At 64.7% G+C, this 26996-nt stretch carries 2 protein-coding genes; both read left to right on the forward strand.

The annotated features are described in order from the left end of the window. Positions 1-21: 21 nt before the first annotated feature. The gene (locus ACQR3T_RS07645; protein WP_428692906.1) at positions 22-180 is read left to right on the forward strand and encodes a hypothetical protein; all 159 of its coding nucleotides are present in this window, start codon (positions 22-24) and stop codon (positions 178-180) included. Further along, positions 181-26949 (forward strand): non-ribosomal peptide synthase/polyketide synthase, encoded by a 26769-nt coding sequence (locus ACQR3T_RS07650; RefSeq protein ID WP_428692907.1) that lies wholly within the window; start codon positions 181-183, stop codon positions 26947-26949. The last annotated feature ends 47 nt before the right edge of the window (positions 26950-26996 follow it).

The raw sequence follows: 26996 nt of genomic DNA on the forward strand, positions 1-26996 counted from the left end.
CTTTCAGTACATCGAGCGTGTGTGAACCGACACGAACGCAGACCAGAACGGAAGCCAGAATTGCTCAATCGCGCGCACAAGCCGCCGCGGCTCGACACCCCGAACCGGACCGAAACGTCCGAGCCGATGAATTCGGCGTCGGATTTCGCCACCGCGACCGTGCCGCCGAAGGGCAAGTGAATGCGCGCAACAACGACCGGTGGGTCTCAGACGCCCCCGACCGGCACCGGTTTCGAAAACGGCTTCCCACTCTCCTCCGCCCAGCGGGGAATGTGGTTCGCTCAGCAGCTGGCCCCTGACGTTGCAGTCTGCATCGCCCAGTACGTCGACCTGCGAGGCAACCTCGACATAGCAGTGCTGCAGGAAGCATCGGCTCAGGCCGGACACGAGTTCCAGTCCGCCTACCTCCGTCTGGCCGAGATCGACGGAGAGGCCGTTCAGCTGGTCGATCATTCGATCGACCAATCCGTGCACTATCTGGATCTTCGCGGCGAGGACGATCCGATGTCCTCGGCGCTGCAGTGGATCGACCACAACTACGTGCAGCCGGTCGACATGGAGAACGATCCGCTGGTCGAGAGCTGGATCATTCAGGTCGAGGACGAGCGCAACCTCTGGTACAGCAAGATCCACCACGTGGCCCTGGACGGCTACGGTGCCATGACGCTCGTCAACCGCACCGCAGCGCTGTACACAGCCGCCGTCGAGCACTCCGAACCCGAGCCCAACAAGGCGGCCGAGTTGCGCCGTCTGTACGAGCTCGATCAGGAGTACCGGACGTCGACACGCTTCGAGTCCGACAAGGAATATTGGGTCGCCCGCGCCGCCGACATTCACGACGGAGCAACTCTGTCGAACACGGACGGCCGCACGATTGCCGCGAGCAAGTTGCGCAGCATCGCTCTGCCCGCCGACGTCGTCACCGCTCTCGAAGAGTCCGATTCCACCAAGGGCGGAACCTCGGCCGCGGTGTTCATCGCCGCGTTCGGCTGTTACCTCTCGCGAATGACCGGACGAGACGACGTACTGGTCAACATTCCGGTGTCCGCCCGAACCACGGCGTTGCTCCGCCGATCCGGCGGAATGCTGGTCAACGTCGCACCGATTCCGATGCACGTCCGAGAGGACGCCACCGTCGGTGAACTGGTCCAGCAGGTCCAGCTCGAGTTGATGGGCGCGCTTCGGCACCAGCGGTTCAGCATCGAGGACATCCGGCGCGAGCTGGCGGCCTCGGGCAGCGACAAGCAGCTCACCGGGCCGATGGTCAACATGATGCTGTTCCACCAGCAGATCAACCTCGGTTCCATTGTCGGCGAGTTCAACATCGTCACGTCTGGGCCGGTGGAGGACCTTCTGGTCAACGTGTACCAGAGTGGTTCACCTGCAAGAACATTCGTCGACTTCAGGGCCAACCCGAACCGGTACGACGACGACGACCTCACGGCGCACCACTCGAGTTTCGTGGATATGGCCGAAGCATTCATCGCGGCCGCCCCCGATGTCGTTGTCGCCGAAGTACATCCGGACAGCGCCAAGGAAGGCCGTCGACGCCGACGCGCCGCCGCTCAGCTCGCCTACTGGACGGATCGACTCTCCGATTCTCCGGACCTGATCGGCATCCCCAGCGATCGCGTCCGTCCTTCACGTATCGGCCATGTTCGCGCATCGCACGAGATCACCCTCGGATCCACCTCCTGGGCAGCAGTCGAACAACTGGCCGCCGACCGGGCGACAACGCCGTTCGTGGTGTTCGAATCCGTTCTCGCCGTGCTTCTTTCACGCCTTGCCAGCACCGACGACGTCTCGATCGCCGTGCCCGTCGACAGCGGCGAAACCGTCGTTCTGCGAACCAACCCGAACGGACGGCAGCCTTTCGGCGACTTCGTCGCTGCGACCCAGGTCGATTTCGACGCTGCACTCGCACACGGTGACGTGGCGTTCGACGACGTCGTCGGCGCGCTCGGTCTGTCTCGGTCCGGCTCGCACAGCCCGCTGGCTCAGGTTGCGCTTCGATTCGGTCCCGCAGTTCTGCCGCACGACGGAATCGACATGGATCTGGTCGTCACCGTGAACGAGTCCGATTCGGTCGGTGTCGTTTTCGATTACGCCACAGAACTGTTCGACGCCGCGAGCATGTCGCAATTCGGCCGCCGAGTGGTCCGAATTCTCGATGCGCTCACGGATGCACCCGAGCTGCTGATCGGTGACGTGGACATGCTGTCCGCGGCCGAGCGTGCTCGACTGGCTCCGGTTCGTGGTCCGCGGTCTGTGGTGGGTGTGGTGTTGCCGGAGTTGTTGGCTGGTGCGGTGGGTGTGGCTGGTGTCGGTGGTGTTGCGGTGGTGTCGGGTTCGCGGGTGCTTTCGTATGGTGAGTTGGATGCGGCGTCGTCGCGGTTGGCGCGGATGTTGATGTCGTGTGGTGTGGGTCCGGGGTCGTTCGTGGCGTTGGCGTTGTCGCGGTCGGTGGAGTCTGTGGTGGCGGTGTGGGCGGTGGCGAAGGCCGGTGGTGCGTTCTTGCCGGTGGATCCGAATTATCCGGTGGATCGGATCGAGCACATGTTGGTCGATTCGGGTGCTGTGGTGGGTGTGACGTTGGGTGCTCATGTGGGTGCGGTGTCGGGTGTGGGTGGGGTGTCGTGGGTGGTGCTCGATGATCCGGATGTGGTGGCGGATCTGGCGTTTCGGTCGGCTGCTCCGGTGTTGGATGCCGAGCGTTCGGGGGTGTTGCGTCTCGATGATGCGGCGTATCTGATTTATACGTCGGGGTCCACTGGTGTGCCCAAGGGTGTGGTGGTCACTCATCGTGGTGTGGGGAACTTGGCTGCGGAGGAGCGGGTTCGGTTCGGTGTGGGTCCCTCGTCTCGGGTGTTGGCGTTTGCGTCGCCGAGTTTCGATGCGTCGATTCTCGAGTTCGTGTTGGCGTTTTCGGGTGGGGCGACGATGGTGATTGCTCCGCCGTTGGTGTTCGGTGGGGTGGAGTTGGCGTCGTTGCTCGCCGAGGAGCGGGTCTCGCATGCGTTCGTGACTCCTGCGGCGTTGGCGTCGGTGGATCCGGTGGGGTTGGATTCGGTTCAGGTTGTGGTCACCGGTGGTGATGTGTGTGCGCCGGAGTTGGTGGCGCGGTGGGCGCCGGGTCGGCGGATGTTCAATGCGTACGGTCCGACGGAGGCGACGATTTTCTCGTCGATTTCGTCGGCGTTGGTGGTGGGGGAGTCGGTCGATATCGGTTCTCCGACTATCGGTTTCGCGGAGGTGGTGTTGGATGCGCGGTTGAATCCGGTGCCGGTGGGTGTGGTGGGTGAGTTGTATCTGGCGGGTCCGGCGTTGGCTCGTGGGTATCACGCTCGGTTGGGTTTGACGGCGGAGCGGTTCGTGGCCAATCCGTTCGGTGGTGCGGGTTCGCGGATGTATCGCACCGGTGATGTGGTGCGGTGGAATGCGTCGGGTGCGTTGGAGTATGTGGGGCGTAGCGATTTTCAGGTGAAGGTGCGTGGTTTCCGGATCGAGTTGGGTGAGGTCGATTCGGTGTTGGCGGCTGTGCCGGGTGTCGATTTTGTGGTCACGGTGGGGCGTGAGAGTGCGGCCGGGGCGACGGTGTTGGTGTCGTATGTGTTGCCGGTGGCGGGGACGGTTCTCGATGCGGCGTCGTTGCGGGAGCATGTGGGGTCGGTGTTGCCGGCGCATATGGTGCCGTCGGCGTTGGTGATGCTCGAGTCGATTCCGTTGACTCCGGCAGGCAAACTCGACCGAAACGCACTACCCGAACCGGAACTCGGATCGCACGGTGCGTTCGAGGCCGCGCAGACGGAGTACGAAGCCGCTGTGGCCGCTGTCTTCTGCGACGTTCTCGAGGTCGATCGGGTCGGTGTGACCGACAGCTTCTTCGATCTCGGCGGAAACTCGCTGGTGGCAACGCGATTGATCGCGCGAGCCAATTCTGCCCTCGGAACCGATCTGAAGGTTCTCGACCTGTTCGAGGCATCGACGGTGCGCACACTGGCAGAACGTGCGGAGGCAAAGGGTGCCTCGTTGCACCGCCGCCCGGCACTCGTGGCTGTCGAACGACCCGAGTCCGTTCCGCTCTCTCTCGCTCAGCAGCGAATGTGGTTCATCAACCAGTTCGATGTGGCGTCGCCCGCGTACAACATTCCACTCACCGTCCGTTTGACGGGTCGCCTGGACGTCACCGCGATGTCCGCGGCTATCGGCGACGTGCTGTCGCGCCACGAATCTCTCCGGACGGTGTTTCCCACCGTGGGAGATCTGCCGAACCAGGTCATCACCCCGGTCGAGGACGTCACCGGACCCAACCTCCCACTCGACTTCGTCGAGGTCGACGGCGCATCTGTAGATGCGCTCGTCCGCACCTCTGCGACAACAGGATTCGACGTCACGGTCGATCTTCCGTTCCGGGCCGTGCTGTATCGGACCGGCACGGAAAGTTTTGTGCTCGCCATCGTGGTACACCACATTGCTGCCGACGGTGCCTCGATGGCACCGCTGGCGCGCGACGTCATGGTCGCCTACGGTGCCCGGTCTGCGGGATCGGCTCCGATGTGGGATCCCCTGGCCGTGCAGTACGCGGACTTCGCCTTGTGGCAACATGCCGTCCTCGGCAACGAGAACGACCCCACATCCGTGGCATCGCGGCAGATCGACTTCTGGCAGTCGGCACTGGCAGATCTACCCGACGTGTTGCCGATGCCGCTCGATCGACCACGGCCCATTCGGCAGTCGATGCGTGGCAGCGTCACCCCGTTCACCATTCCGGCCGATGTCGCCGCTCGATTGTCTTCGGTTGCGGCCGAACACGAGTCGACGCTGTTCATGGTGGTCCACTCCGCGCTTGCTTTGCTGCTCGCCCGGTTGAGCGGCACCCGCGACATCGCTATCGGAACCCCGATCGCCGGTCGAGGGGACGCAGCCCTCGACGATCTGGTCGGTATGTTCGTCGGCACGCTCGTGCTGCGTACACAGGTCGAGCCGCACGCGACTTTCGGCGAGTTGTTGGCCGGTACCCGACGATCCGATCTCGCGGCGTTCGACAACACCGACATTCCGTTCGAGCGACTCGTCGATGTGCTCGATCCGGCGAGATCGACCGATCATTCGCCGCTGTTCCAGGTTCTCCTCGAATTCCAGAACAACGCCGCGGCCACGCTGGAACTGCCCGATCTCACCGTCGAGTTCGAGGAAATCAGCACCGACACAGCGAAGTTCGATCTGCAACTACGGGTCGATCAGAACCCCGCCGACGAGTCCGGTGCGTTGTCGGCCGCCTTCACCTACGCCACAGATCTGTTCGATCCCGATACCATCGACCGATTCGTCGACCGCTTCCTGCGAATCGTCTCCACCATCGGCACGTCGACCGACGTCCGAACCGGCGACATCGACATCCTCTCCGCGGCCGAACGGGAACTCGTTCTGTTCGAGTGGAACGACACCGCACGACTGATCGAATCGTCTTCGGTCCACCAGCAGATCCCGGCCGGAGACATCGGCGTCACGCTGAGCAGTATGTTCGACCGGCAGGTGCTCCGCAGTCCGTACTCGACCGCGCTGGTGTTCGAGGACGAGCACATCACGTATCTCGAACTGGACGAGCGTGCCAATCAGCTCGCTCGGCACCTCATCTCGCTCGGCGTGGCTCCGGAATCCCACGTCGGCCTGGCAATGCGACGATCGATCGACCTGCTCGTGGGCATGTACGCCATCGTCAAGGCCGGTGGTGCGTATGTGCCGATCGACCCGGACCATCCGGTCGAGCGGTCGTCCTACGTGCTGTCGAGTGCTCAACCGGTGTGCATTCTCACCACGAGCCGCGACTGGATCAACATTCCGGTGGCAACTCCCGTTCTCGCCGTCGATCTGTTGGACGTCTCCGATCGCGATCACTCGTCGGTCACCGATGTCGATCGACTGGGCAGCCTGGGTGGCTCGAACACCGCCTACGTGATCTACACCTCCGGTTCCACCGGCCGGCCCAAGGGCGTGGCAGTCACGCACTCCGCCATAGTGAATCGCCTGCTGTGGATGCAGCACGAGTATCGCCTCGAGCCCGCCGACACCGTTCTGCAGAAGACGCCCGCCACCTTCGACGTCTCGGTGTGGGAATTCTTCTGGCCACTTCAGGTGGGCGCCAAACTCGTGGTGGCAGAACCCGACGGACACCGCGACCCCGCGTACCTGTCCCGCATCATCGCCGACGAACACATCACCACCGTGCACTTCGTACCGTCGATGCTCGCTGTGTTCGCGGCCGGCGCCCGGGCTGCAGAGTGCACATCGCTGCGGCTCGTCTTCTGCAGTGGCGAGGCACTTCCGCCTGCCACCGCGGCACAGTTCGCTCAGTTCTCCCTTGCGGAGTTGCACAATCTCTACGGTCCGACCGAAGCCGCAGTCGACGTCAGCTACTACCACGTGACCGGACGGGATCCGGTCTCCATCCCCATCGGCGCACCGGTGTGGAACACCCGGTTGTACGTGCTCGACGCGTCTTTGCGGCTGGCACCGATCGGCGCACCCGGCGAGCTGTATCTCGCGGGTGTCCAACTCGCACGCGGTTATGTAGGCCGCGGCGATCTGACGGCAGATCGCTTCGTCGCCGACCCGTTCGGGGAACCGGGTGAGCGGCTCTACCGCACAGGCGATCTGGTCCGCTGGCGCGCCGACGGTGAGCTCGAGTACATCGGCCGTACCGATTTTCAGGTCAAGTTGCGCGGCCTGCGCATCGAACTGCCCGAGATCGAAGCCGTCCTGCTGCGGTCCGAGTCGGTCGCCCAAGCGATCGCATTGGTACACAAGGACCCCAACACCGGTGAGACGCTGGTTGCGTACGTCGTGGGCGCACACGGTGTTGCCGTCTACCCCACCGATCTGACGGCCGAGGCCGCGCGGCGGCTTCCGGCCTACATGGTGCCCTCGCACGTGGTGGTGCTCGATTCGCTGCCGGTCAACGCCAGCGGAAAGCTCGATCGAAAGGCGTTGCCTGCACCCGAGTTCACCGTCGCCGCTGCGGAATTCGTCGGTCCCGAGAACCCCGTCGAAGAAATCGTGGCCGGCATTTTCGCTGACCTGCTCGGCATTTCCCAGGTGGGCGTCACGTCGAGCTTCTTCGAGATCGGTGGCAACTCGCTGATCGCGATGCGATTGGTAGCGCGGGTCAATGCCGCACTCGGAAGCAATATCGGTATCCGGGATCTGTTCGACGCGCCCACCGTGCGCGCATTGTCCGCAGGCATCGACATCCGCGAACACGACGCCGACGCGGCTCCACGACTGATTCCGCAGGAGCGGCCCGACGTAGTGCCGCTGTCGCTGGCGCAGCAACGAATGTGGTTCATCAATCAGTACGACACCGAGTCGGCTGCCTACAACGTCGCGTTCGCCATGCGACTGAGCGGTGCCCTCGACGTCGACGCGATGCGATCGGCCATCGGCGATGTGCTGACGCGGCACGAGTCTCTTCGCACGATGTTCCCGCTGTCCGACGACGGCCCTGTGCAATCGATTCTCGATGTGGCGTCGGCACTGCCGGATCTGACTCCGATCACTGCGGACGACGACCGGCATGTGCACGAACTGATCGGCGATGTCGCCGGCTCGGGCTTCGACGTGGTGGCGGACGTTCCGTTGCGCGTCAGATTGATCCGGGAGCGCGAGAACGAGCACGTACTCGTCATGGTGGTGCACCACATCTCCTCCGACGGCTTCTCCAGCGCCCCGCTGGCCCGCGATCTGATGGTGGCGTACAGCGCCCGTGCCGCAGGGCATGCGCCGAGCCAGGAACCGTTGCCGGTCCAGTACGCCGATTACGCACTGTGGCAGCGTCGATACCTCGGCACGGAGTCCGATCCCGAGTCGCTGATGGCACAGCAATCGACCTACTGGGTCGACACACTGTCCGGCAGCCCCGAGGTTCTGCCGCTGCCAACCGATCGCCCCCGCCCGGCGGTGGCGTCTCTGCGCGGCGAGTCGGTCTCGTTCGAGATCGACGCTGCCATCCATGCGCGGCTCGCAACTGTTGCTGCCGAGCACAATTCGAGCTCGTTCATGATCGTGCACGCCGCATTGGCCGTCCTTCTCGCCCGACTGTCCGGCACCGAGGACATCTCGGTGGGAACGCCGATCTCGGGTCGAGGGGATGCTGCGCTCGACGAGCTCGTCGGCATGTTCGTCAATACGCTCGTGCTACGCACCCAGGTGCCGGGCTCCACTCGTTTCGAGGATCTCCTCTCGGACGTGCGTGCCACCGACCTTGCGGCGTTCACACACTCGGACATCCCGTTCGAGCGCGTGGTCGATGCGGTCGATCCCGCGAGATCGACCGCCCATGCGCCGTTGTTCCAGGTGATGCTCGAGTTCCAGCACACCGACCGACCGACGGTGACGTTGCCCGGTCTGTCGATCGAGGGCATCGAACTGCCCAATCACATCTCCAATTTCGACCTGCAGTTGACGGTCTCGGAAGAATTCGACAAATTCGGGGCACCGGTCGGCATCGAAGCCGGTTTCCGTTACGCCACAGAACTGTTCGATGCCGACACGGTCCGAGTCCTCGCCGACCGCCTCGCGCGAATCCTCGATGTCGTGACGACGGACCCGTCCGTCCGAATCGGGGACATCGACATTCTGTCGAACGACGAATACGCCTCCCTGGCTCCGGTTCGTGGTCCGCGGTCTGTGGTGGGTGTGGTGTTGCCGGAGTTGTTGGCTGGTGCGGTGGGTGTGGCTGGTGTCGGTGGTGTTGCGGTGGTGTCGGGTTCGCGGGTGCTTTCGTATGGTGAGTTGGATGCGGCGTCGTCGCGGTTGGCGCGGATGTTGATGTCGTGTGGTGTGGGTCCGGGGTCGTTCGTGGCGTTGGCGTTGTCGCGGTCGGTGGAGTCTGTGGTGGCGGTGTGGGCGGTGGCGAAGGCCGGTGGTGCGTTCTTGCCGGTGGATCCGAATTATCCGGTGGATCGGATCGAGCACATGTTGGTCGATTCGGGTGCTGTGGTGGGTGTGACGTTGGGTGCTCATGTGGGTGCGGTGTCGGGTGTGGGTGGGGTGTCGTGGGTGGTGCTCGATGATCCGGATGTGGTGGCGGATCTGGCGTTTCGGTCGGCTGCTCCGGTGTTGGATGCCGAGCGTTCGGGGGTGTTGCGTCTCGATGATGCGGCGTATCTGATTTATACGTCGGGGTCCACTGGTGTGCCCAAGGGTGTGGTGGTCACTCATCGTGGTGTGGGGAACTTGGCTGCGGAGGAGCGGGTTCGGTTCGGTGTGGGTCCCTCGTCTCGGGTGTTGGCGTTTGCGTCGCCGAGTTTCGATGCGTCGATTCTCGAGTTCGTGTTGGCGTTTTCGGGTGGGGCGACGATGGTGATTGCTCCGCCGTTGGTGTTCGGTGGGGTGGAGTTGGCGTCGTTGCTCGCCGAGGAGCGGGTCTCGCATGCGTTCGTGACTCCTGCGGCGTTGGCGTCGGTGGATCCGGTGGGGTTGGATTCGGTTCAGGTTGTGGTCACCGGTGGTGATGTGTGTGCGCCGGAGTTGGTGGCGCGGTGGGCGCCGGGTCGGCGGATGTTCAATGCGTACGGTCCGACGGAGGCGACGATTTTCTCGTCGATTTCGTCGGCGTTGGTGGTGGGGGAGTCGGTCGATATCGGTTCTCCGACTATCGGTTTCGCGGAGGTGGTGTTGGATGCGCGGTTGAATCCGGTGCCGGTGGGTGTGGTGGGTGAGTTGTATCTGGCGGGTCCGGCGTTGGCTCGTGGGTATCACGCTCGGTTGGGTTTGACGGCGGAGCGGTTCGTGGCCAATCCGTTCGGTGGTGCGGGTTCGCGGATGTATCGCACCGGTGATGTGGTGCGGTGGAATGCGTCGGGTGCGTTGGAGTATGTGGGGCGTAGCGATTTTCAGGTGAAGGTGCGTGGTTTCCGGATCGAGTTGGGTGAGGTCGATTCGGTGTTGGCGGCTGTGCCGGGTGTCGATTTTGTGGTCACGGTGGGGCGTGAGAGTGCGGCCGGGGCGACGGTGTTGGTGTCGTATGTGTTGCCGGTGGCGGGGACGGTTCTCGATGCGGCGTCGTTGCGGGAGCATGTGGGGTCGGTGTTGCCGGCGCATATGGTGCCGTCGGCGTTGGTGATGCTCGAGTCGATTCCGTTGACTCCGGCAGGCAAACTCGACCGAAACGCACTACCCGAACCGGACTGGTCCGCCCAGGTCACCACGGGCGGCCGCGATGCCGACAATGCGGTCGAGAAGACGCTGGCCGGATTGTTCGCCGAGGTCCTGCGGCTCGACCGCGTCGGCGTCGACGATTCGTTCTTCGCGCTCGGCGGCGACAGCATCATGTCCATTCAGTTGGTCTCGCGCGCCAAGGCGGCCGGCCTCGCCCTCTCGCCGCGAGACGTGTTCGAGCACAAGACAGTTGCCGCGCTGGCCGAGGTGGTCGCAGCCGGTGACGGAACCGCTGCGCTCGTGCTCGAGGAACTGCCGGGCGGCGGTGTCGGAGACGTACCGCTGACCCCGATCGTGGCGTGGATGCTCGATCGCACGACAGTGCTCGACAAGCACACCCAGACCGCTGTCCTGACGCTTCCGGCGGACATCGAACTCGACGTTCTCGAAGCCACTGTCCAGTCGGTTCTCGACCACCACGACATGCTTCGCGGTGTACTGCATCGCGGTGAGCACCCCGCAATGGAGGTTCTTCCCGTCGGATCGGTGTCGGCGCAGTCGGTTGTCCACCGAGTCTCGTCGACAACCGTTCACGGAGCGGAGTTCTCGGAGCAGGCCAGAACCGAGGCCGCGGCAGCGGTGGCCCGCTTGGCACCTGATTCCGGCGTCATGATCCAGATGGTGTGGTTCGACGCAGGCACCGAGGGGAGCCGTCTGCTCGTTGTCGCCCATCACCTGGTGATCGATGGTGTGTCCTGGCGGATTCTTGTTCCGGATCTCGCGTCGGCATGGGCCCAGATCATCGGCGGAAACACACCGGAACTGGCTCCGGTAGGCACCTCGATGCGCCGTTGGTCTCACGGCTTGCGTGAGGTCACTGCGACCCGTGCCGACGAGCTGGAGCTCTGGCGATCTGTTGTGGCGCAACCCGATCCGCTCATCGGATCCCGTGCACTCGATCGCGAGATCGACGTGTACCGGACCGTGGACAAGATCGAGACGACTCTGTCGACCGACGTCACCGAGGGACTGCTCACCGCACTGCCCGACGCGTTCCACGGCAGCGTCAACGACGGTCTTCTCGCAGCTCTGGCCCTTGCCACCGCCGTCTGGCGACGAGGTCGCGGCGTGGTCGTCGACGACGCGCTCATCTCCCTCGAGGGCCACGGCCGTGAGGACCACGTCGTGCCCGGCGCCGATCTCGGCCGCACCATCGGTTGGTTCACCACGATCTACCCGCTCAGATTGACCCTCGACGGTATCGATCTGGACGACGCTCTTGCGGGCGGCGCCGATGCAGCGCGCCTGATCAAGTCGGTCAAGGAGCAATTGCTGGCCGTTCCGGATCACGGCATCGGCTACGGCATGCTGCGATACCTGGACGAGACGGGTGCCGCTGCGCTTCGCGACTTCCCGGCTCCCCAGATCAGTTTCAACTACCTCGGGCGCTACAGCACCGACATTCCGGACGAGCTTCGCGGGCACGGCTGGTTGCCGGTGGACGATTCCGGTGTCGGTGATTCGCAGGACGAGGACCTACCCGTCGCCGCTGTGCTCGACATCAACGCCGTTACCACGGCGACACCGACCGGCCCACGGCTGGAAGCCTCGTTCGCGTTCCCGACAGGGGTTGTCGATGCGGCCGAGGTCGCAGAGCTGGTCGAGCTGTGGCGACAGGCACTCACCGCGCTGACTCTGCTTGCGCAGCGGCCCGGAGCCGGCGGTTTCACTCCGTCCGATCTCGAGCTGGTTCGGCTCGACCAGAACTCCATCGACGATCTCGAACGCGTCTATCCGACACTGGACGACATCTGGTCGATGACGCCTCTGCAGGCCGGTCTGCTGTTCCACGCCGAGCTGTCGGATCAGTCCGTCGATGCCTACATCGTTCAACTCGTGTTGGAACTGCGCGGACACCTCGACGAAGCGCGGTTCCGACGGTCTGCTCAGGCGCTGCTGCGTAGGCACGCCAACCTACGTACCGCCTTCGTGCACAACACCGACGGCGAGTCGATCCAGATCGTTCATCACGAGGTGGACGCACCGTGGTCGTCGATCGACCTTACCGGTCTGGACGTCGACGATCGGGCCGCCGAGCTCGAACGCATCGAACACGAGGACCGCGCCACCCGATTCAACATGGCTCAGGCTCCGCTGCTGCGCTTCATGCTGATCACGGTGGCGCCGGGTGAGTGGCGTCTGGTGATGACCAACCATCACATTCTGCTCGACGGTTGGTCGACGCCGCTGCTGCTCAAGGACCTCTTGACTCTGTACGTGGTCGACGGCGACGAGACCGTGCTCCCACGCGTCCCCGCCTACCGCGACTACCTGTCGTGGCTCGCAAAACGTGACCGTTCGTCGGCGACTGCGGCGTGGACCGACGCGCTCGCAGGACTGTCCGAACCCACTCTGTTGACTCCGGTCGAAAGTCGGCGCCAGGAGTCGACGTTGGCCGGCCGTGCGCTGATCTCGTTGGACACCGCACAGACCGACCGACTGCGGGCCGTCGCCCGAGCACGCGGCGTGACGATGAACTCCATGGTGCAGGCGTCGTGGGCCATGGTCCTCGGTACCTTGACCGGACGCTCCGACGTGGTGTTCGGTGCGACCGTGTCCGGACGACCGCCTGAGGTGTCCGATATCGAGTCGATGGTCGGCTTGTTCATCAACACCCTGCCGGTCAGGATCGTGCTCGATCCATCCGAGACACTCGGTGAATACCTCGATCGGGTGCAGGCCGAGCAGGCTGCTCTGCTCGATCACCACTACCTCGGACTCACCGACATCCAGCGCGCCGTGGGACCGGCCGTCGCCTTCGACACCCTGACGGTGTTCGAGTCCTACCCGATGGACCGCGCAGGACTGTCGGCCGAGACCGACCTCGCCGGCATGCATGTCCACGACGTCCACGACGGCAGCGACACCGCGCAGTATCCACTGACTCTGGTCGCCATGGTCGACGACCGCCTGCACATCGAAGCCAAGTATCTGCCAGAACTGTTCGAGGACAGCGTCGTTCGCGCGACGATCGACAGGATCGTCCGGGTACTGGAGGCCATTGCCACCGATACCGATCGGCGCGTCGGATCGCTGTCACTGCTGTCCGAGGACGAACTGGGTCGACTGGCCCCGGTTCACGGGCCGGCGTCGTCGGGTGTTCGTCTGCTCCCCGAGATCTTCACCGGTGCAGCGGCAACGAACACCGACGGTCTCGCTCTGTGGAGCGGGGACGGCAGCCTCGGCTACGCCGAGCTGGACGCGCGGTCCTCCGCTCTTGCCCGCGCGCTGATCGCCCGCGGTGCCGGACCGGAAACTGTTGTCGCACTGGCTCTACCACGCTCCATCGATTCGGTTCTCGGTATCTGGGCGGTCGCCAAGACGGGCGCGGCATTCCTGCCCATCGATCCGAGCTACCCCCGCGATCGCGTCGAGCACATGTTGGTCGACTCGGGTGCCTCCATCGGCCTCACACTCGGCACGCATGTCACCGCGGTCGACGGTCTCGGCTCGGCCCGGTGGACCGTCCTCGATCAGGACGAGACACGCGCCGAGCTTGCCGATCTCTCGACCACCCCGGTGCGCGACGACGACCGAGCGCGTCCGATGCACGTCGATCAGGTCGCCTACTTGATCTACACGTCGGGCTCGACCGGTGTGCCCAAGGGCGTCACCGTCACCCATCGCGGTCTTGCGAATCTGGCAGAGGAAGAGCGAAGCCGTTTCGAGGTGACTCCCGATGCTCGAGTTCTGGCTTTCGCTTCGCCGAGCTTCGATGCCTCCATCCTCGAACTGGTCATGGTCTTCTCCGGCGCTGCGACAATGGTCATCGCACCGACCTCGGTGTACGGCGGCACCGAGCTGGCCGCACTGCTCGCCGAGCAGAACGTGACGCACGCGTTCGTCACGCCTGCAGCATTGGCATCGGTCGACCCCGAAGGCCTCACCGAGCTGCGCGTCGTCGCCACCGGTGGAGACGTCTGCCCGCCCGAGCTGGTGGCTCGCTGGGCACCGGGTCGTCTGATGTTCAATGCGTACGGACCCACCGAAGCGACGATCTTCTCGTCGATCAGCGATCCGCTGAGTGTCGATTCCTCTATCGACATCGGTTCGCCGACAATCGGTTTCAGCCAGGTCGTTCTCGACACACGGCTGCATCCCGTTCCGGTCGGAGTTGCGGGAGAGCTGTATCTCGCCGGGCCCGCGCTTGCCCGGGGCTACCATTCCCGATTCGGTCTGACAGCAGACCGATTCGTTGCACATCCCTTCGCCGAGCCGGGTGCGCGGATGTACCGCACCGGAGATGTCGTGCGCTGGACCGAATCCGGGACACTCGAGTACGTCGGGCGCAGCGACTTCCAGGTCAAGGTGCGCGGGTTCCGCATCGAACTGGGCGAGATCGACGCTGTTCTGACCGACGATCCGACGGTCGAATTCGCCACTACGGTCGGGGTCGACGGTCCGACGGGAAACACGATTCTCGTCGCCTACGTTCTCCCGCGACCGGGTCGGCAGATCGACGCCACCGCCTTGCGGACCCATGTGTCGAGTTCGCTTCCCACGCACATGATCCCGACGGCCTTCGTCGCGCTGGAGTCGATTCCGTTGACCCCTGCCGGCAAGCTGGATCGAAAAGCACTGCCTGCTCCCGACCTCCATCTCGGAAGCGATTCACGTGCTCCCCGTACCGAGACGGAGCGGATCATCGCCGACATATTCGGCGAGGTGCTGGGAATCGAGACAGTCGGTATCGATTCGAGCTTCTTCGATCTGGGCGGCGACTCCCTCAGCGCCACCAGACTCACTGCACGAGTGAACACTGCCCTGGACACCGCGATCAGTGTGCGCGCCCTGTTCGAGGCTCCCACTGTCGAGTCGCTCGCCGAGCGCGTGGACAGCAACCCGCTCGGTACGGTTCGCCGCCCCGCACTCGTCGCGAAGCCGCGGCCGAGTTCGATTCCGTTGTCCTTGGCTCAGCAACGGATGTGGTTCATCAACCAGTTCGACGTGACGTCGGCGGCGTACAACATCCCGCTCGCGGTTCGTCTGACCGGTCGTCTCGATATCGCTGCGATGAGCGCGGCCGTCGGCGACGTTCTGGAACGTCACGAGTCGCTGCGCACGGTGTTCCCCACGCAGGGGGAGCGACCCGAGCAGAAGATTCTCGACGTCCGGACGGCATCGACGGAGCTCGACGTCGTCGATCTCGACGCCGGCGAGGTCGTGGCGGCCGTGTCGGCCGCTGCGGCACAGGGATTCGACGTCTCGACCGAGCTGCCCTTCCGTGCGGTTCTGTACCGGTTGGCACCGGACGAGTTCGTGCTCTCGATCGTCGTGCATCACATCGCCGCCGACGGAGCGTCCATGGCGCCGCTGGCGCGAGACGTGATGGTGGCCTACGGAGCCCGTGCCGCAGCCACAGTTCCGATGTGGGTACCGCTCGAGGTTCAGTACGCCGACTTCGCGATATGGCAGCGCGATGTTCTCGGCGACGAGTCCGATCCGTCGTCACTCGCCGCACAACAGCTGGACTTCTGGAAAACCGCCCTGGCGGACCTGCCCGAGGTTCTCCCGCTGCCGTTGGATCATCCCCGCCCGGCCCGTCAATCGTTGCGCGGCAACAGTGTTCGTTTCGAGATCGACCGCGACACCCATGCATCACTAGTCGACGTCGCACGCGCCAACGAGGCAACCGTCTTCATGGCCGTACATGCGGCATGGTCGGTCCTGATGGCGCGACTGAGCGGCACCGAGGACATCGCTGTCGGGACCCCCATCGCAGGCCGCGGCGACGCCGCACTCGACGATCTGGTCGGCATGTTCGTGGGTACGCTCGTTCTGCGCACCGACGTGGCACCGCAGCTCTCGTTCACCGAGCTGCTCCGCGCTACGCGCACAGCCGATCTGGCTGCGTTCGACAACACCGACGTCCCGTTCGAGCGGTTGGTCGACGTACTCGACCCGACGCGTTCGACCGACCACTCGCCGCTGTTCCAGGTTCTGCTCGAATTCCAGAACAACACCTCGGCGACGCTCGAGCTGCCGGACCTGACCGTCCGAGCCGTGGACATCGACGCACACGTGGCGAAGTTCGATCTACAGCTGACCGTTGCGGAGAACTTCGACGAGACCGGTGCGCCGTCCGGGATGACCGCAGCGATCACGTACGCGGTCGATTTGTTCGAGGAATCGTCCGTCCAGGAGTTCTCCGCACGCTTCGGCGCCCTCCTCGACGCACTCACTGCCGATCCTGACAGCGCCGTAGGCGACATCGACCTGCTGCTCCCCGGGGAGCTCGATGCGATGACGCACGAGTGGAACCACTCGGGCCTCGCGGCAGACGACTCGACCTTGGCCGACCGATTCGCCGCTGCTGCAGCACGATTCCCGGATTCGCGTGCCGTGGTCTTCGGCGATCGATCGATGACCTACGCCGAGCTGGACGACCGTTCGAGCCGCCTGGCCCGGGTTCTCGTCGGGCGCGGCGTGACGTCCGAATCGCTCGTTGCGGTCGCTATGCCACGTGACGAGCAGCTGATCGTGGCGCTGCTCGCCGTGATCAAGTCCGGTGGCGGGTATCTGCCGATCGACGTATCCTACCCGGCGGACCGACTCGCGTTCATGCTCGAGGACGCCTCGCCTGTCTGCGTCATCTCCACCGTTGCCGACAGCACCGCGGTTCCGGCCTCCGACCTCGACGTTCTCCTCGTCGATTCGCCGGAACTGATCGCCGAGTTGAACGACGTCTCCGGCTCTCCGCTGACGGATGCGGACCGCTCGGGCAGGACGGGTGCAGATTCGATCGCGTACGTCATCTACACCTCGGGTAGTACCGGCCGTCCCAAGGGCGTCCAGATCGCGCACCGCAATGTGGCGACACTGTTCGCGAACACAGCGGATCTGTTCGATTTCGACAGCCGCGATGTCTGGACGATGTTCCACTCGTATGCGTTCGACTTCTCGGTGTGGGAACTGTGGGGCCCGTTGCTGCACGGCGGAGCCCTCGTCGTCGTCGATTACTACACGGCACGCTCGCCGGAGCTGTTCCGCGAGTTGCTGGTGCGCGAGAAGGTCACGGTGCTCAACCAGACACCGACGGCGTTCTATCAGTTCGCTGAGGCCGACAGGGTTGCCACCGCGGCCGTGGGAGCTACCGATGACTTCGCAGAACTCTCGCTGCGTTACGTCATCTTCGGCGGTGAGGCACTCGATCTCGGACAGTTGGGCCGTTGGTATGCCCGACACGACGAGTCCGCGCCCACCCTGGTGAACATGTACGGCATCACCGAGACGACGGTCCACGTGAGCCACCTCGCCCTGACCGAGGAGTTCGCCGCCTCGGCCTCCGCCAGCGTCATCGGTCAGGCGATCCCGGCCCTGAACGTTGCCGTTCTCGACGCGCGTCTGAAGCCTGTGCCACCTGGCGTGACCGGCGAAATGTACGTCTCCGGGGCACAGCTCTCGCGCGGCTACCTCGGACGGGCCGGCCTGTCGGCAACCCGTTTCGTGGCTGACCCCTCCGGTCCGGCCGGACACCGGATGTACCGCACCGGTGACACGGCGCGATGGAACCGCGACGGGGCGCTCGAATACCTGGGCCGCAGTGACATGCAGGTACAGCTGCACGGGTTCCGCATCGAACTCGGTGAGATCGAAAGCGCTCTGCTCGCATTCGACGGTGTCGCGGCCTCCGTGGTCTCGGTACGAGACGATGGATTCGGTGACCGATTGATCGGCTACGTCGTTGCCGAGTCCGGTTGCACCCTCGATCACTCCGCCGTTCTCGATTTCGTGGGCACCACGCTGACGTCCTACATGGTGCCTGCCGCGCTGATCGTGCTGGACGAGCTGCCCCTCACCGCCAACGGCAAGCTCGATCGACGCGCCTTGCCGGCACCGGACTTCTCGGCCAATGTCACCGAAAGTCGCTTGCCTGCAACAGAAGTCGAGTCCATTCTCGCCGGCTTGTTCGCGGACGTGCTCGGACTCGACACCGTCGGCGTCGACGATTCGTTCTTCGCACTCGGCGGCGACAGCATCATGTCGATTCAGCTGGTCTCCCGCGCCAAGGCGGCCGGACTGGTGCTGGCTCCGCGTGACATCTTCGAGCGCAAGACCGTGGCCGCGCTGGCCGAGGTGGTCGTTCTCGGAGGCGACGTCGTCGTACTGGAGGAACTCGACGGCGGGGGAGTCGGCCCACTACCCCTGACACCGGTCGTTCGGTGGATGTTGGATCGCAGCACCGACTTCGGTCGCTACACCCAGACCGCTCTGCTTCAGCTCCCGGTCGGTATCGACACCACCACGCTCGAGCGCACGGTCCAGGCCGTGCTCGATCGTCACGACATGCTGCGGTCACGTCTGTTCCAGGACTCGGACGGCACGTGGCACGAGGAAGTATCTCCGATCGGGACCGTGTCCGCCGCGTCGGTCATCCATGCCGTCTCGGTCGATTCCGTGGACGGTGCCGAGTTCTCCTCCCGCGCCGCAACCGAACTCGACGCCGCAGCGGATCGACTGATCCCCGCCGACGGGGTCATGGTCCAGATGGTGTGGTTCCAGGGCCCGAACGGATCCGGTCGACTTCTCGTCGTCGCACATCACCTCGTCATCGACGGCGTGTCCTGGCGCATCCTCGTTCCGGATCTGGCCACGGCATGGAGCCAGATCGTCGCGGGTGACGAGCCTGTGCTGGCACCGATCGGCACGTCGATGCGGCGCTGGTCCACCGGATTGACCGAGGTCACCGCGAGCCGCGCCGACGAGCTCGGGTTGTGGCAGCGGATTCTCAGCGGCGACGATCCGACGATCGGTTCGCGACCACTGGACAAGAGCGTCGATGTCGACGCCACCGTGCAGCGCATTCGCACATCGCTGCCGGTCGAGGTCACCGAGCGACTGCTCACGACTGTGCCGAATGTCTTCCGGGGCAGCGTCAACGACGGCCTGCTGGCCGGGTTGGCTCTCGCGCTCACGGCATGGCGTCGCGAACGGGGAGCCGCTGTCCGCAGTGCGCTGATCACGCTCGAAGGCCATGGCCGTGAAGACGCCGTGGTTCCCGGAGCCGATCTCGGCCGAACCGTCGGCTGGTTCACCACGATCTTCCCGGTGCGACTCGACCTCGGTTCCGTCGACATCGCCGACGCGTTGTCCGGCGGAGACTCCGCAGGCGCGCTGATCAAGGCCGTCAAAGAGCAGCTGCTCGAGATCCCCGATCACGGCATCGGCTACGGCATGCTCCGGTACCTCGATCCCGCAGGAACCGAAGCTCTGTCCGATCACGCCGCTCCGCAGGTCAGTTTCAATTACCTCGGGCGGTTCTCGACCGGTTCGTCCGAGGGCATGGAAGACGTGGGCTGGATTCCCGTGGCCGACGCCGAACTGGGCGACGCGCAGAACCCGGACATGCCCGTGCCGGCCGCGTTGGACATCAATGCCGTCACGACGTCGACACCCGACGGCCCGCAGCTCGACGCCACCTTCGCGTTCCCGGCCGGGATCCTCGGTGCCGACGAGGTGGATCGGTTGATCGAGCTCTGGACGCAGGCACTCACCGCGATCACCGAGCACGCCTCGGCCGACGGTGCAGGTGGTCTCACTCCGTCCGATCTCGAGCTGGTCGACATCGATCAGAGGTCCATCGAGGTACTGGAGAACAGATTCCCGGACCTGGACGACGTGTGGTCGATGTCGCCGCTGCAGGCTGGCCTGCTCTTCCACGCGCGCCTCGCGGGCGAGGTCGGCAGCGACTCTGCGGGCGTCGACGCCTACATGGTGCAACTCGGCCTCGAGTTGCGCGGCACCGTCGATTCCGCGCGGATGCACGCCGCAGTCGACAAGCTCGTCTCACGTCATCCGAATCTGCGGGCAGCGTTCGTCCACAACAGCTCCGGCGAGTCTCTGCAGATCGTGCAGAATTCGGTCACGGTTCCATGGGCAGAGATCGATCTGCGCGGTGAAGCCGATGTCGAGGCTGCACTGGAAGCAGTCCTCGAAGCCGATCGCGGTGTTCGGTTCGAGATGGACTCCGCGCCGCTGCTTCGATTCACGCTCATCACCCTCGCCGACGATCATTGGCGACTGCTGCTGACCAACCACCACATTCTGCTGGACGGTTGGTCGACGCCGCTGGTCGTCAAGGAACTCATCACGCTGTACGTCACCGAGTCCGACGACTCGATGCTGCCGCGGGTGCCCGCGTACCGGGACTATCTGACATGGATGCGGCAACGCGACGTCTCGATCTCCACCGCGCAGTGGGTCAGTGCGATGGCAGGCGTCGAGGAGCCGACCCTGCTGGTCACCGGCGATCGAGGGCGGCAACTGTCCACGGTCTCGCGCGAGTCCGAGCGCTCGTTGTCGATCGAGACCACCGCTGCCCTTCGCGATTTCGCGGCGCGCCGCGGGTCGACTCTCAACACGCTCGTCCAGACCGCGTGGGGCGTCGTGCTCGCGACGCTGACCGGTCGAGACGACGTCGTGTTCGGTGCCACCGTCTCGGGACGTCCGCCTGAGGTCCCGGGCATCGAAGGCATGATCGGGCTGTTCATCAACACGCTGCCCGTTCGGGTCACGCTCGATCCCGGCGAGACGCTGGGCGCTCTGGTCGATCGTGTTCAGTCCGAGCAGGCGTCGTTGCTGGACCACCACTACCTCGGACTGACCGACATCCAGCGTGCCGCAGGTGCCGGGGTCGCATTCGACACGCTGACAGTGTTCGAGTCGTACCCGGTCGATCGCGCCGGTGCCTCTGCGGCAACGGATTTCGCCGGCATGCAGGTGACCGACATTCTCGGAACCGACGCTGCGCACTACCCACTGACTCTGGTCTCGTCCGTCGACGAGCGCCTGAACCTGAAGGCCAAGTACCTGCCCGAACTCTTCGACGTCGAGGATGTCGACGCCATCGTCGATCGAGTCGAGCGGGTGCTCGATGCAGTGCTGGCAGACGAACAGCAGCCTCTGGCCCGACTCAGCCTGCTCGATGAGTCCGAATTCGGCTCCCTGGCACCGGTATTCGGAATCGAGGGCCGCTCCACACGTTTGTTGCCGGAGATCTTCTCCGACGCCGCAGCCATCGATCCGGACGCCATCGCGCTGCGCAGCGTGGACGGAGAGCTGACGTACCGGGAGCTGGACCGACGGTCGAACAAGCTCGCTCGGATTCTGCTGAGCCACGGCGTGCACACCGAGACGTTCGTCGCGCTCGGTATCGCACGATCCATCGAGTCCGTTCTGACAGTGTGGGCTGTCGCCAAGTCCGGTGCCGCATTCGTTCCGGTCGACCCGAACTACCCGGCCGATCGCATCGAACACATGCTGGCGGACTCGGGCGCGAGTTTCGGTGTCACCACCCGTGCCCATCTCGACGACCTACCCTCGACCGTGCCGTGGATCATTCTGGACGATCTCGCCACGGACGGCCCGAACGGCGTCGGTGACGAGCCGATAGCCGACAGCGAACGTCACGGTCGCGTCACTCTGGACAGTGCTGCGTACACGATCTACACGTCGGGTTCGACGGGCGTTCCGAAGGGCGTCATGGTCACCCACTCCGGCCTCGACAACTTCGCGACCGAGCAGCGCAAGCGCTACGGCGTCTCGAAAGACTCGCGCACACTGCATGTTTCGTCGCCCAGCTTCGATGCCTCCGTGCTCGAATATCTGCTCGCATTCGGTGCCGGAGCAACCATGGTGATCGTGCCACCGACGGTGTACGGCGGCGAGGAACTCGCGTCGTTGTTGGCATCGGAGGCAGTGACTCACGGATTCATCACTCCGTCTGCCCTCGCGTCGGTGGACCCAACAGGTCTCGAAACATTCGCTGACGTCGTCGTCGGCGGCGAGGCCGTTCCGGCCGAGTTGGTCGGCAAGTGGGCCCCCGGGCGCAACCTGTACAACGGGTACGGACCGACCGAGGCCACGATCATGTCCAACATCAGTGCGCCGATGGTCGCCGGCGAGCCGGTGTCGATCGGTGGGCCGGTGCGCGGCGTGCACGAGGTGGTCCTGAACTCACGGCTGCAGCCGGTTCCTGTCGGTGTCGCAGGAGAGCTGTACCTTGCCGGTGTCGGTCTGGCCCGCGGGTACCACGACCGAATGGGCCTGACGGCAGAGCGATTCGTCGCCGATCCGTTCGGTGCACCCGGTTCGAGGATGTATCGCACCGGAGACGTGGTGCGGTGGTCACCGGATCTGACCATCGAGTACGTCGGTCGGAGCGACTCCCAGGTCAAGGTTCGCGGATTCCGCATCGAACTCGGCGAAATCGACGCGGCGCTCTCCGCGCATCCTGCGGTGGACTTCGCGGCGACCTTCGGCACTCCGGGGCCTTCGGGGGCGACGGTGCTCGTTGCCTACGTGCGTCTGGCAGGGGAGGCTGTCGACACCTTCGACACCGCTGTGCTGCGCGATCATCTCGCCGCTGCGCTGCCGTCTCACATGGTTCCGAGCGCCATCGTCGTGCTCGAGACCATTCCGCTCACCCCCGTGGGCAAGCTCGATCGCGCTGCCCTGCCGATACCGGAGTTCGGTGCGGCCACGTCGTACCGCGAGCCGACCACCCCTGCCGAGCTGACCGTCGCTGCGGTGTTCGCCGAGATCCTCGACATCGACCGAGTCGGTGCCGACGACAGCTTCTTCGAGCTGGGGGGCGACTCGCTCAGTGCAACTCGGGTGATCGCGCGCGTCAACGCCGAATTCGGTACTGCGATCGGCGTTCGCACGATCTTCGAGACGCCGACGGTGTCGGGTCTGGCGAACGCGGTCGGTACTGCGGACATCCGAACCAAGCGTCCGGCCCTCGTCGCGGTTCAGCGACCCGAGCACATTCCGCTCTCGCTCGCTCAGCAACGTATGTGGTTCATCAACCGGTTCGACACCTCGTCGGCGGCATACAACGTGCCGTTGGTCGTCAAACTGACCGGGCAGCTCGACACTGCGGCACTGGCCGCCGCGGTCGTCGACGTTCTCGAACGCCACGAGTCGCTACGCACGACCTTCCCCGAGGGACCGCAGTTCCCGGTGCAGCTGGTGCACCCGGCCGGCGATGTCGCACCGACGGTCGAACCCGAACGGATCGATGCCGGGGTACTGACCGATCGCGTGGCCCTGTTGGCGGGTCGAGGGTTCGACGTCACCACCGAGATCCCGGTGCATGTCGAGCTGTTCCAGGTGCTCGACACGACCGGCTCGGCGGCGGACGACCAGGTCTTCGTTCTCGCCATGGTGGTGCACCACATCGCAGCCGACGGCGCATCGATGGCACCGCTGGCGCGCGACGTCGTACTCGCATACTCGGCTCGCAGCGCAGGGCGCGCGCCGGATTGGCGGCCGCTACCGGTGCAGTACGCCGATTACACGCTTTGGCAGCGTTCGTTGCTCGGCGACGAAAAGGACGAGTCGAGCGTGGCTGCGGCCCAGCTGAAGTACTGGACGACAGCGCTCGCAGGACTGCCGGATCTGCTGCCGTTGCCCACCGATCGCCCTCGACCCACCACTCAGGATTTCCGGGGTGGCCGGGTGCGATTCACCGTCGACGCCGAGATCCACCGGGCACTCGTCGAGGTGACCCGCGAGCAGAACGTCAGTATGTTCATGGTGCTGCACGCCGCGTTCGCCGTGGTGTTGGCACGACTGAGCGGTACCGACGACATCGCGATCACCACCCCGGTGGCAGGGCGCGGCGACGCGGGACTGGACGACCTCGTCGGGATGTTCGTCAACACGTTGGTGTTGCGCAGCCGGGTCGTGGACTCCACCTCGTTCGTGGATCTGCTCACGCAGGTGAAGGCACACGATCTCGATGCCTTCGATCACACCGAGATGCCGTTCGAGCGCATCGTCGAGGTGCTCAATCCCACCCGGTCGACGGCGTACGCTCCGCTTTCACAGGTGGCGCTGTCGTTCCAGAACAACGAGAAGGCGTCACTCGAGCTCCCCGAACTGCGGGTGGAGGGCTTCGACTTCGACGTACCCGTGGCCAAGCAGGATCTGCAACTCCTGGTGTCCGAGAATTTCGGGGACGACGGGCGACCGGCCGGCTTCGAGGCAGCGTTCGACTACGCCACATCACTGTTCGACGCAGCCACCGTCGACGCCATCGCGGCGCGTCTGGTTCGCGTACTCGACGCCGTCGGGAACGACCGACTCACAGCGGTGGGGGATATCGATATTCTCGGTGCCGACGAGAAGCAGGCGTTGGCACCGGCCCGCGGTTCGGCGGACGTCGCGCTGCGGACATGGCCGGAAATGCTCGCCGCGTCGGTGGCACTCGACCCGTACGCGGTCGCCGTCACCTATCGAGGCGTGAGCCTGTCCTACGCCGACCTCGACAGCTGGTCCAACCGAATTGCTCGGATGCTCATCGACTACGGCGTCGGCCCGGAAACGTTCGTCGCCCTGGCACTGCCTCGGTCGATCGAATCGGTCCTGTCGGTGTGGGCGGTCGCCAAGACCGGCGCAGCTTTCTTGCCGGTCGACCCCAACTACCCGTCCGACCGCATCGCGCACATGCTCGAAGATTCCCGCGCTGCAATGGGATTGACCGATATCGACAGCAGGGAGTCGCTACCCGACACCGTGCCGTGGCTCGTGTTGGACGATCCCGAGACGTCCTCGGAACTGTCTCGTTACCCCGTGGACGCCGTCACCGACTCGGAGCGCACGGCGACCCTGCATCTCGACCACCCGGCATATTTGATCTACACGTCGGGTTCGACGGGTCGGCCGAAGGGCGTCGCGGTGCGACACCGAGGCATGGCCAACCTGCAGGCCGAGGTGATCGAGCGTTTCCGACCCACCCGAGATTCGCGGGTGTCGCACATCGCCTCGCCGAGTTTCGACGCGTCGGTGTACGAGCTGACGATGGCATTCGGCGTCGGTGCCACGGTCGTGATCGTGCCGCCGGGTACGTTCGGCGGCAGCGAACTTGCCGATCTGCTCGAGTCCGAACACGTCACGCACGCATTCCTGACACCGGCGGCATTGTCCTCGATCGACGAGACTCGCCTCGGCACTGTCCGCGTCCTTGCGGTCGGCGGCGAGGCCTGTACTCCGGAACTGGTGGCGAAATGGGCACCTGGCCGCAAAATGTTCAACGGCTACGGTCCGACCGAGACCACCATCCAAGCGAGTGTCGGTGGGCCGTTGGTGCCCGGCGGCACGGTGGACGTCGGCAGCCCTGGGACCGGATTCCGGTTCCTGGTGCTCGACGCGCGCCTGCGACCGGTCCCGGCAGGTGTGTCAGGCGAGCTGTACATTGCCGGCCCAGGCACAGCACGTGGGTACCTACGGCGATTCGGACTGACGGCCGAGCGGTTCGTAGCCGACCCGTTCGGTACTCCGGGTGAGCGGATGTACCGCACCGGCGACGTCGTGCGCTGGGGGAGTACCGGTGCTGTCGAATTCGTCGGACGCAGCGACTTCCAGGTCAAGGTGCGCGGCTTCCGAATCGAACTCGGTGAGATCGACTCCGCCCTCACCGAGCACGAACAGGTCGGATTTGCCGCCACCATAGGACACACCGCGGCGTCCGGGGACACGGTGCTCGTGTCGTATGTCCTGGCGGCAGACGGCGAGACGGTCGACACCGAGGCGCTGCGGGATCGAGTAGCCAAAATGCTTCCACGCCACATGGTTCCGTCGGCGATCATCGAACTCGACGACATTCCGCTCACCCCGGTGGGCAAGCTCGATCGTCGAGCATTGCCGATACCGGAGCTGACGGTCTCGACAACTCCGTACCGAGCACCGAGTACCGACGTGGAGGCCGCCATCGCCGACGCCTTTGCTCAGGTTCTCGGAGTCGAGCGTGTCGGCATGGACGACAACTTCTTCGAGCTCGGCGGCACCTCGCTGGTGGCCACGAAGATCGTGCCGGCCATCGAAGGGGCCATCGGAGTACGAGTGCCGCTGCAAGCGTTGTTCGTCGACCCAACACCGGCCGGGCTGGCCGCACGAGTTGCGTCCGACGCCGATGCCGCGGGTGCCGATCTCGATTCGGTGTTCGGAGTGATGATTCCGCTGCGTGGTACCGGGTCGAAGGCACCGCTGTTCTGCGTCCACCCGGGAATCGGGCTCTCGTGGGGATACGCCGGTATCGTCTCGAAATTGACCGACGACCGTCCCGTGTACGGCCTGCAGCTGCCGAGCATCGTGGAAGGTACTTCGTTCGGTTCGATTCGTGACCTCGCGCACCGATACGCCGACGAGATCCGCACTGTCCAGCCGGTCGGTCCGTACCACCTGCTCGGTTGGTCGCTGGGTGGCTCGCTCGCTCACGCGATCGCTGTGGAATTGCGCAGCACCGGCAGCGAAGTTCGCACTCTCGCGTTGCTGGACAGCTACGTCGACGGCCACGACGACGACAACATCGACGGAGCGTTGAGCGTCGAGAATCTGCTCGGTGGACTGGGTCTCGACCTTACGGCGCAACCGTCGGCCGAGCCGTTGACCTACGAGCGAGGCGTGGAACTGCTCGACGAATCCTTGGGTCAGACGACCGGAGTGACCGCCGATCATCTGCGAAGAATCAACGCAGGATTCGAGAATTCGACCAGAATCATGGCCGAGTTCGTGCCGGACGTCTTCGACGGAGATGTTTTGTTCTTTTCCGCAACGAAGGGTGCGAGCGACGGAATTGTCAGATCACCGCAGGAATGGCGACCGTACGTGACAGGGGATATCGTCATCCACGACGTCGAGGTTTTCCACAACGAGATGACAAATGCCGATGCGGCCGATGTAATCGGGCCGATCGTCGATTCTCATCTGGGTAATACAGCTGAATAACGTTTGGCGTGTTCTTCACATCGAGGAGCACCGTTACGAATACCATC

The sequence above is a fragment of the Rhodococcus sp. IEGM1428 genome, from assembly GCF_050321865.1.
In the GTDB taxonomy this organism is placed as follows: Bacteria; Actinomycetota; Actinomycetes; order Mycobacteriales; family Mycobacteriaceae; genus Rhodococcoides.

Bases quoted from the DNA above. Each gene is read 5' to 3' on its own strand.
- ACQR3T_RS07650 (WP_428692907.1), top strand. From the start codon at position 181: ATGCGCGCAACAACGACCGGTGGGTCTCAGACGCCCCCGACCGGCACC.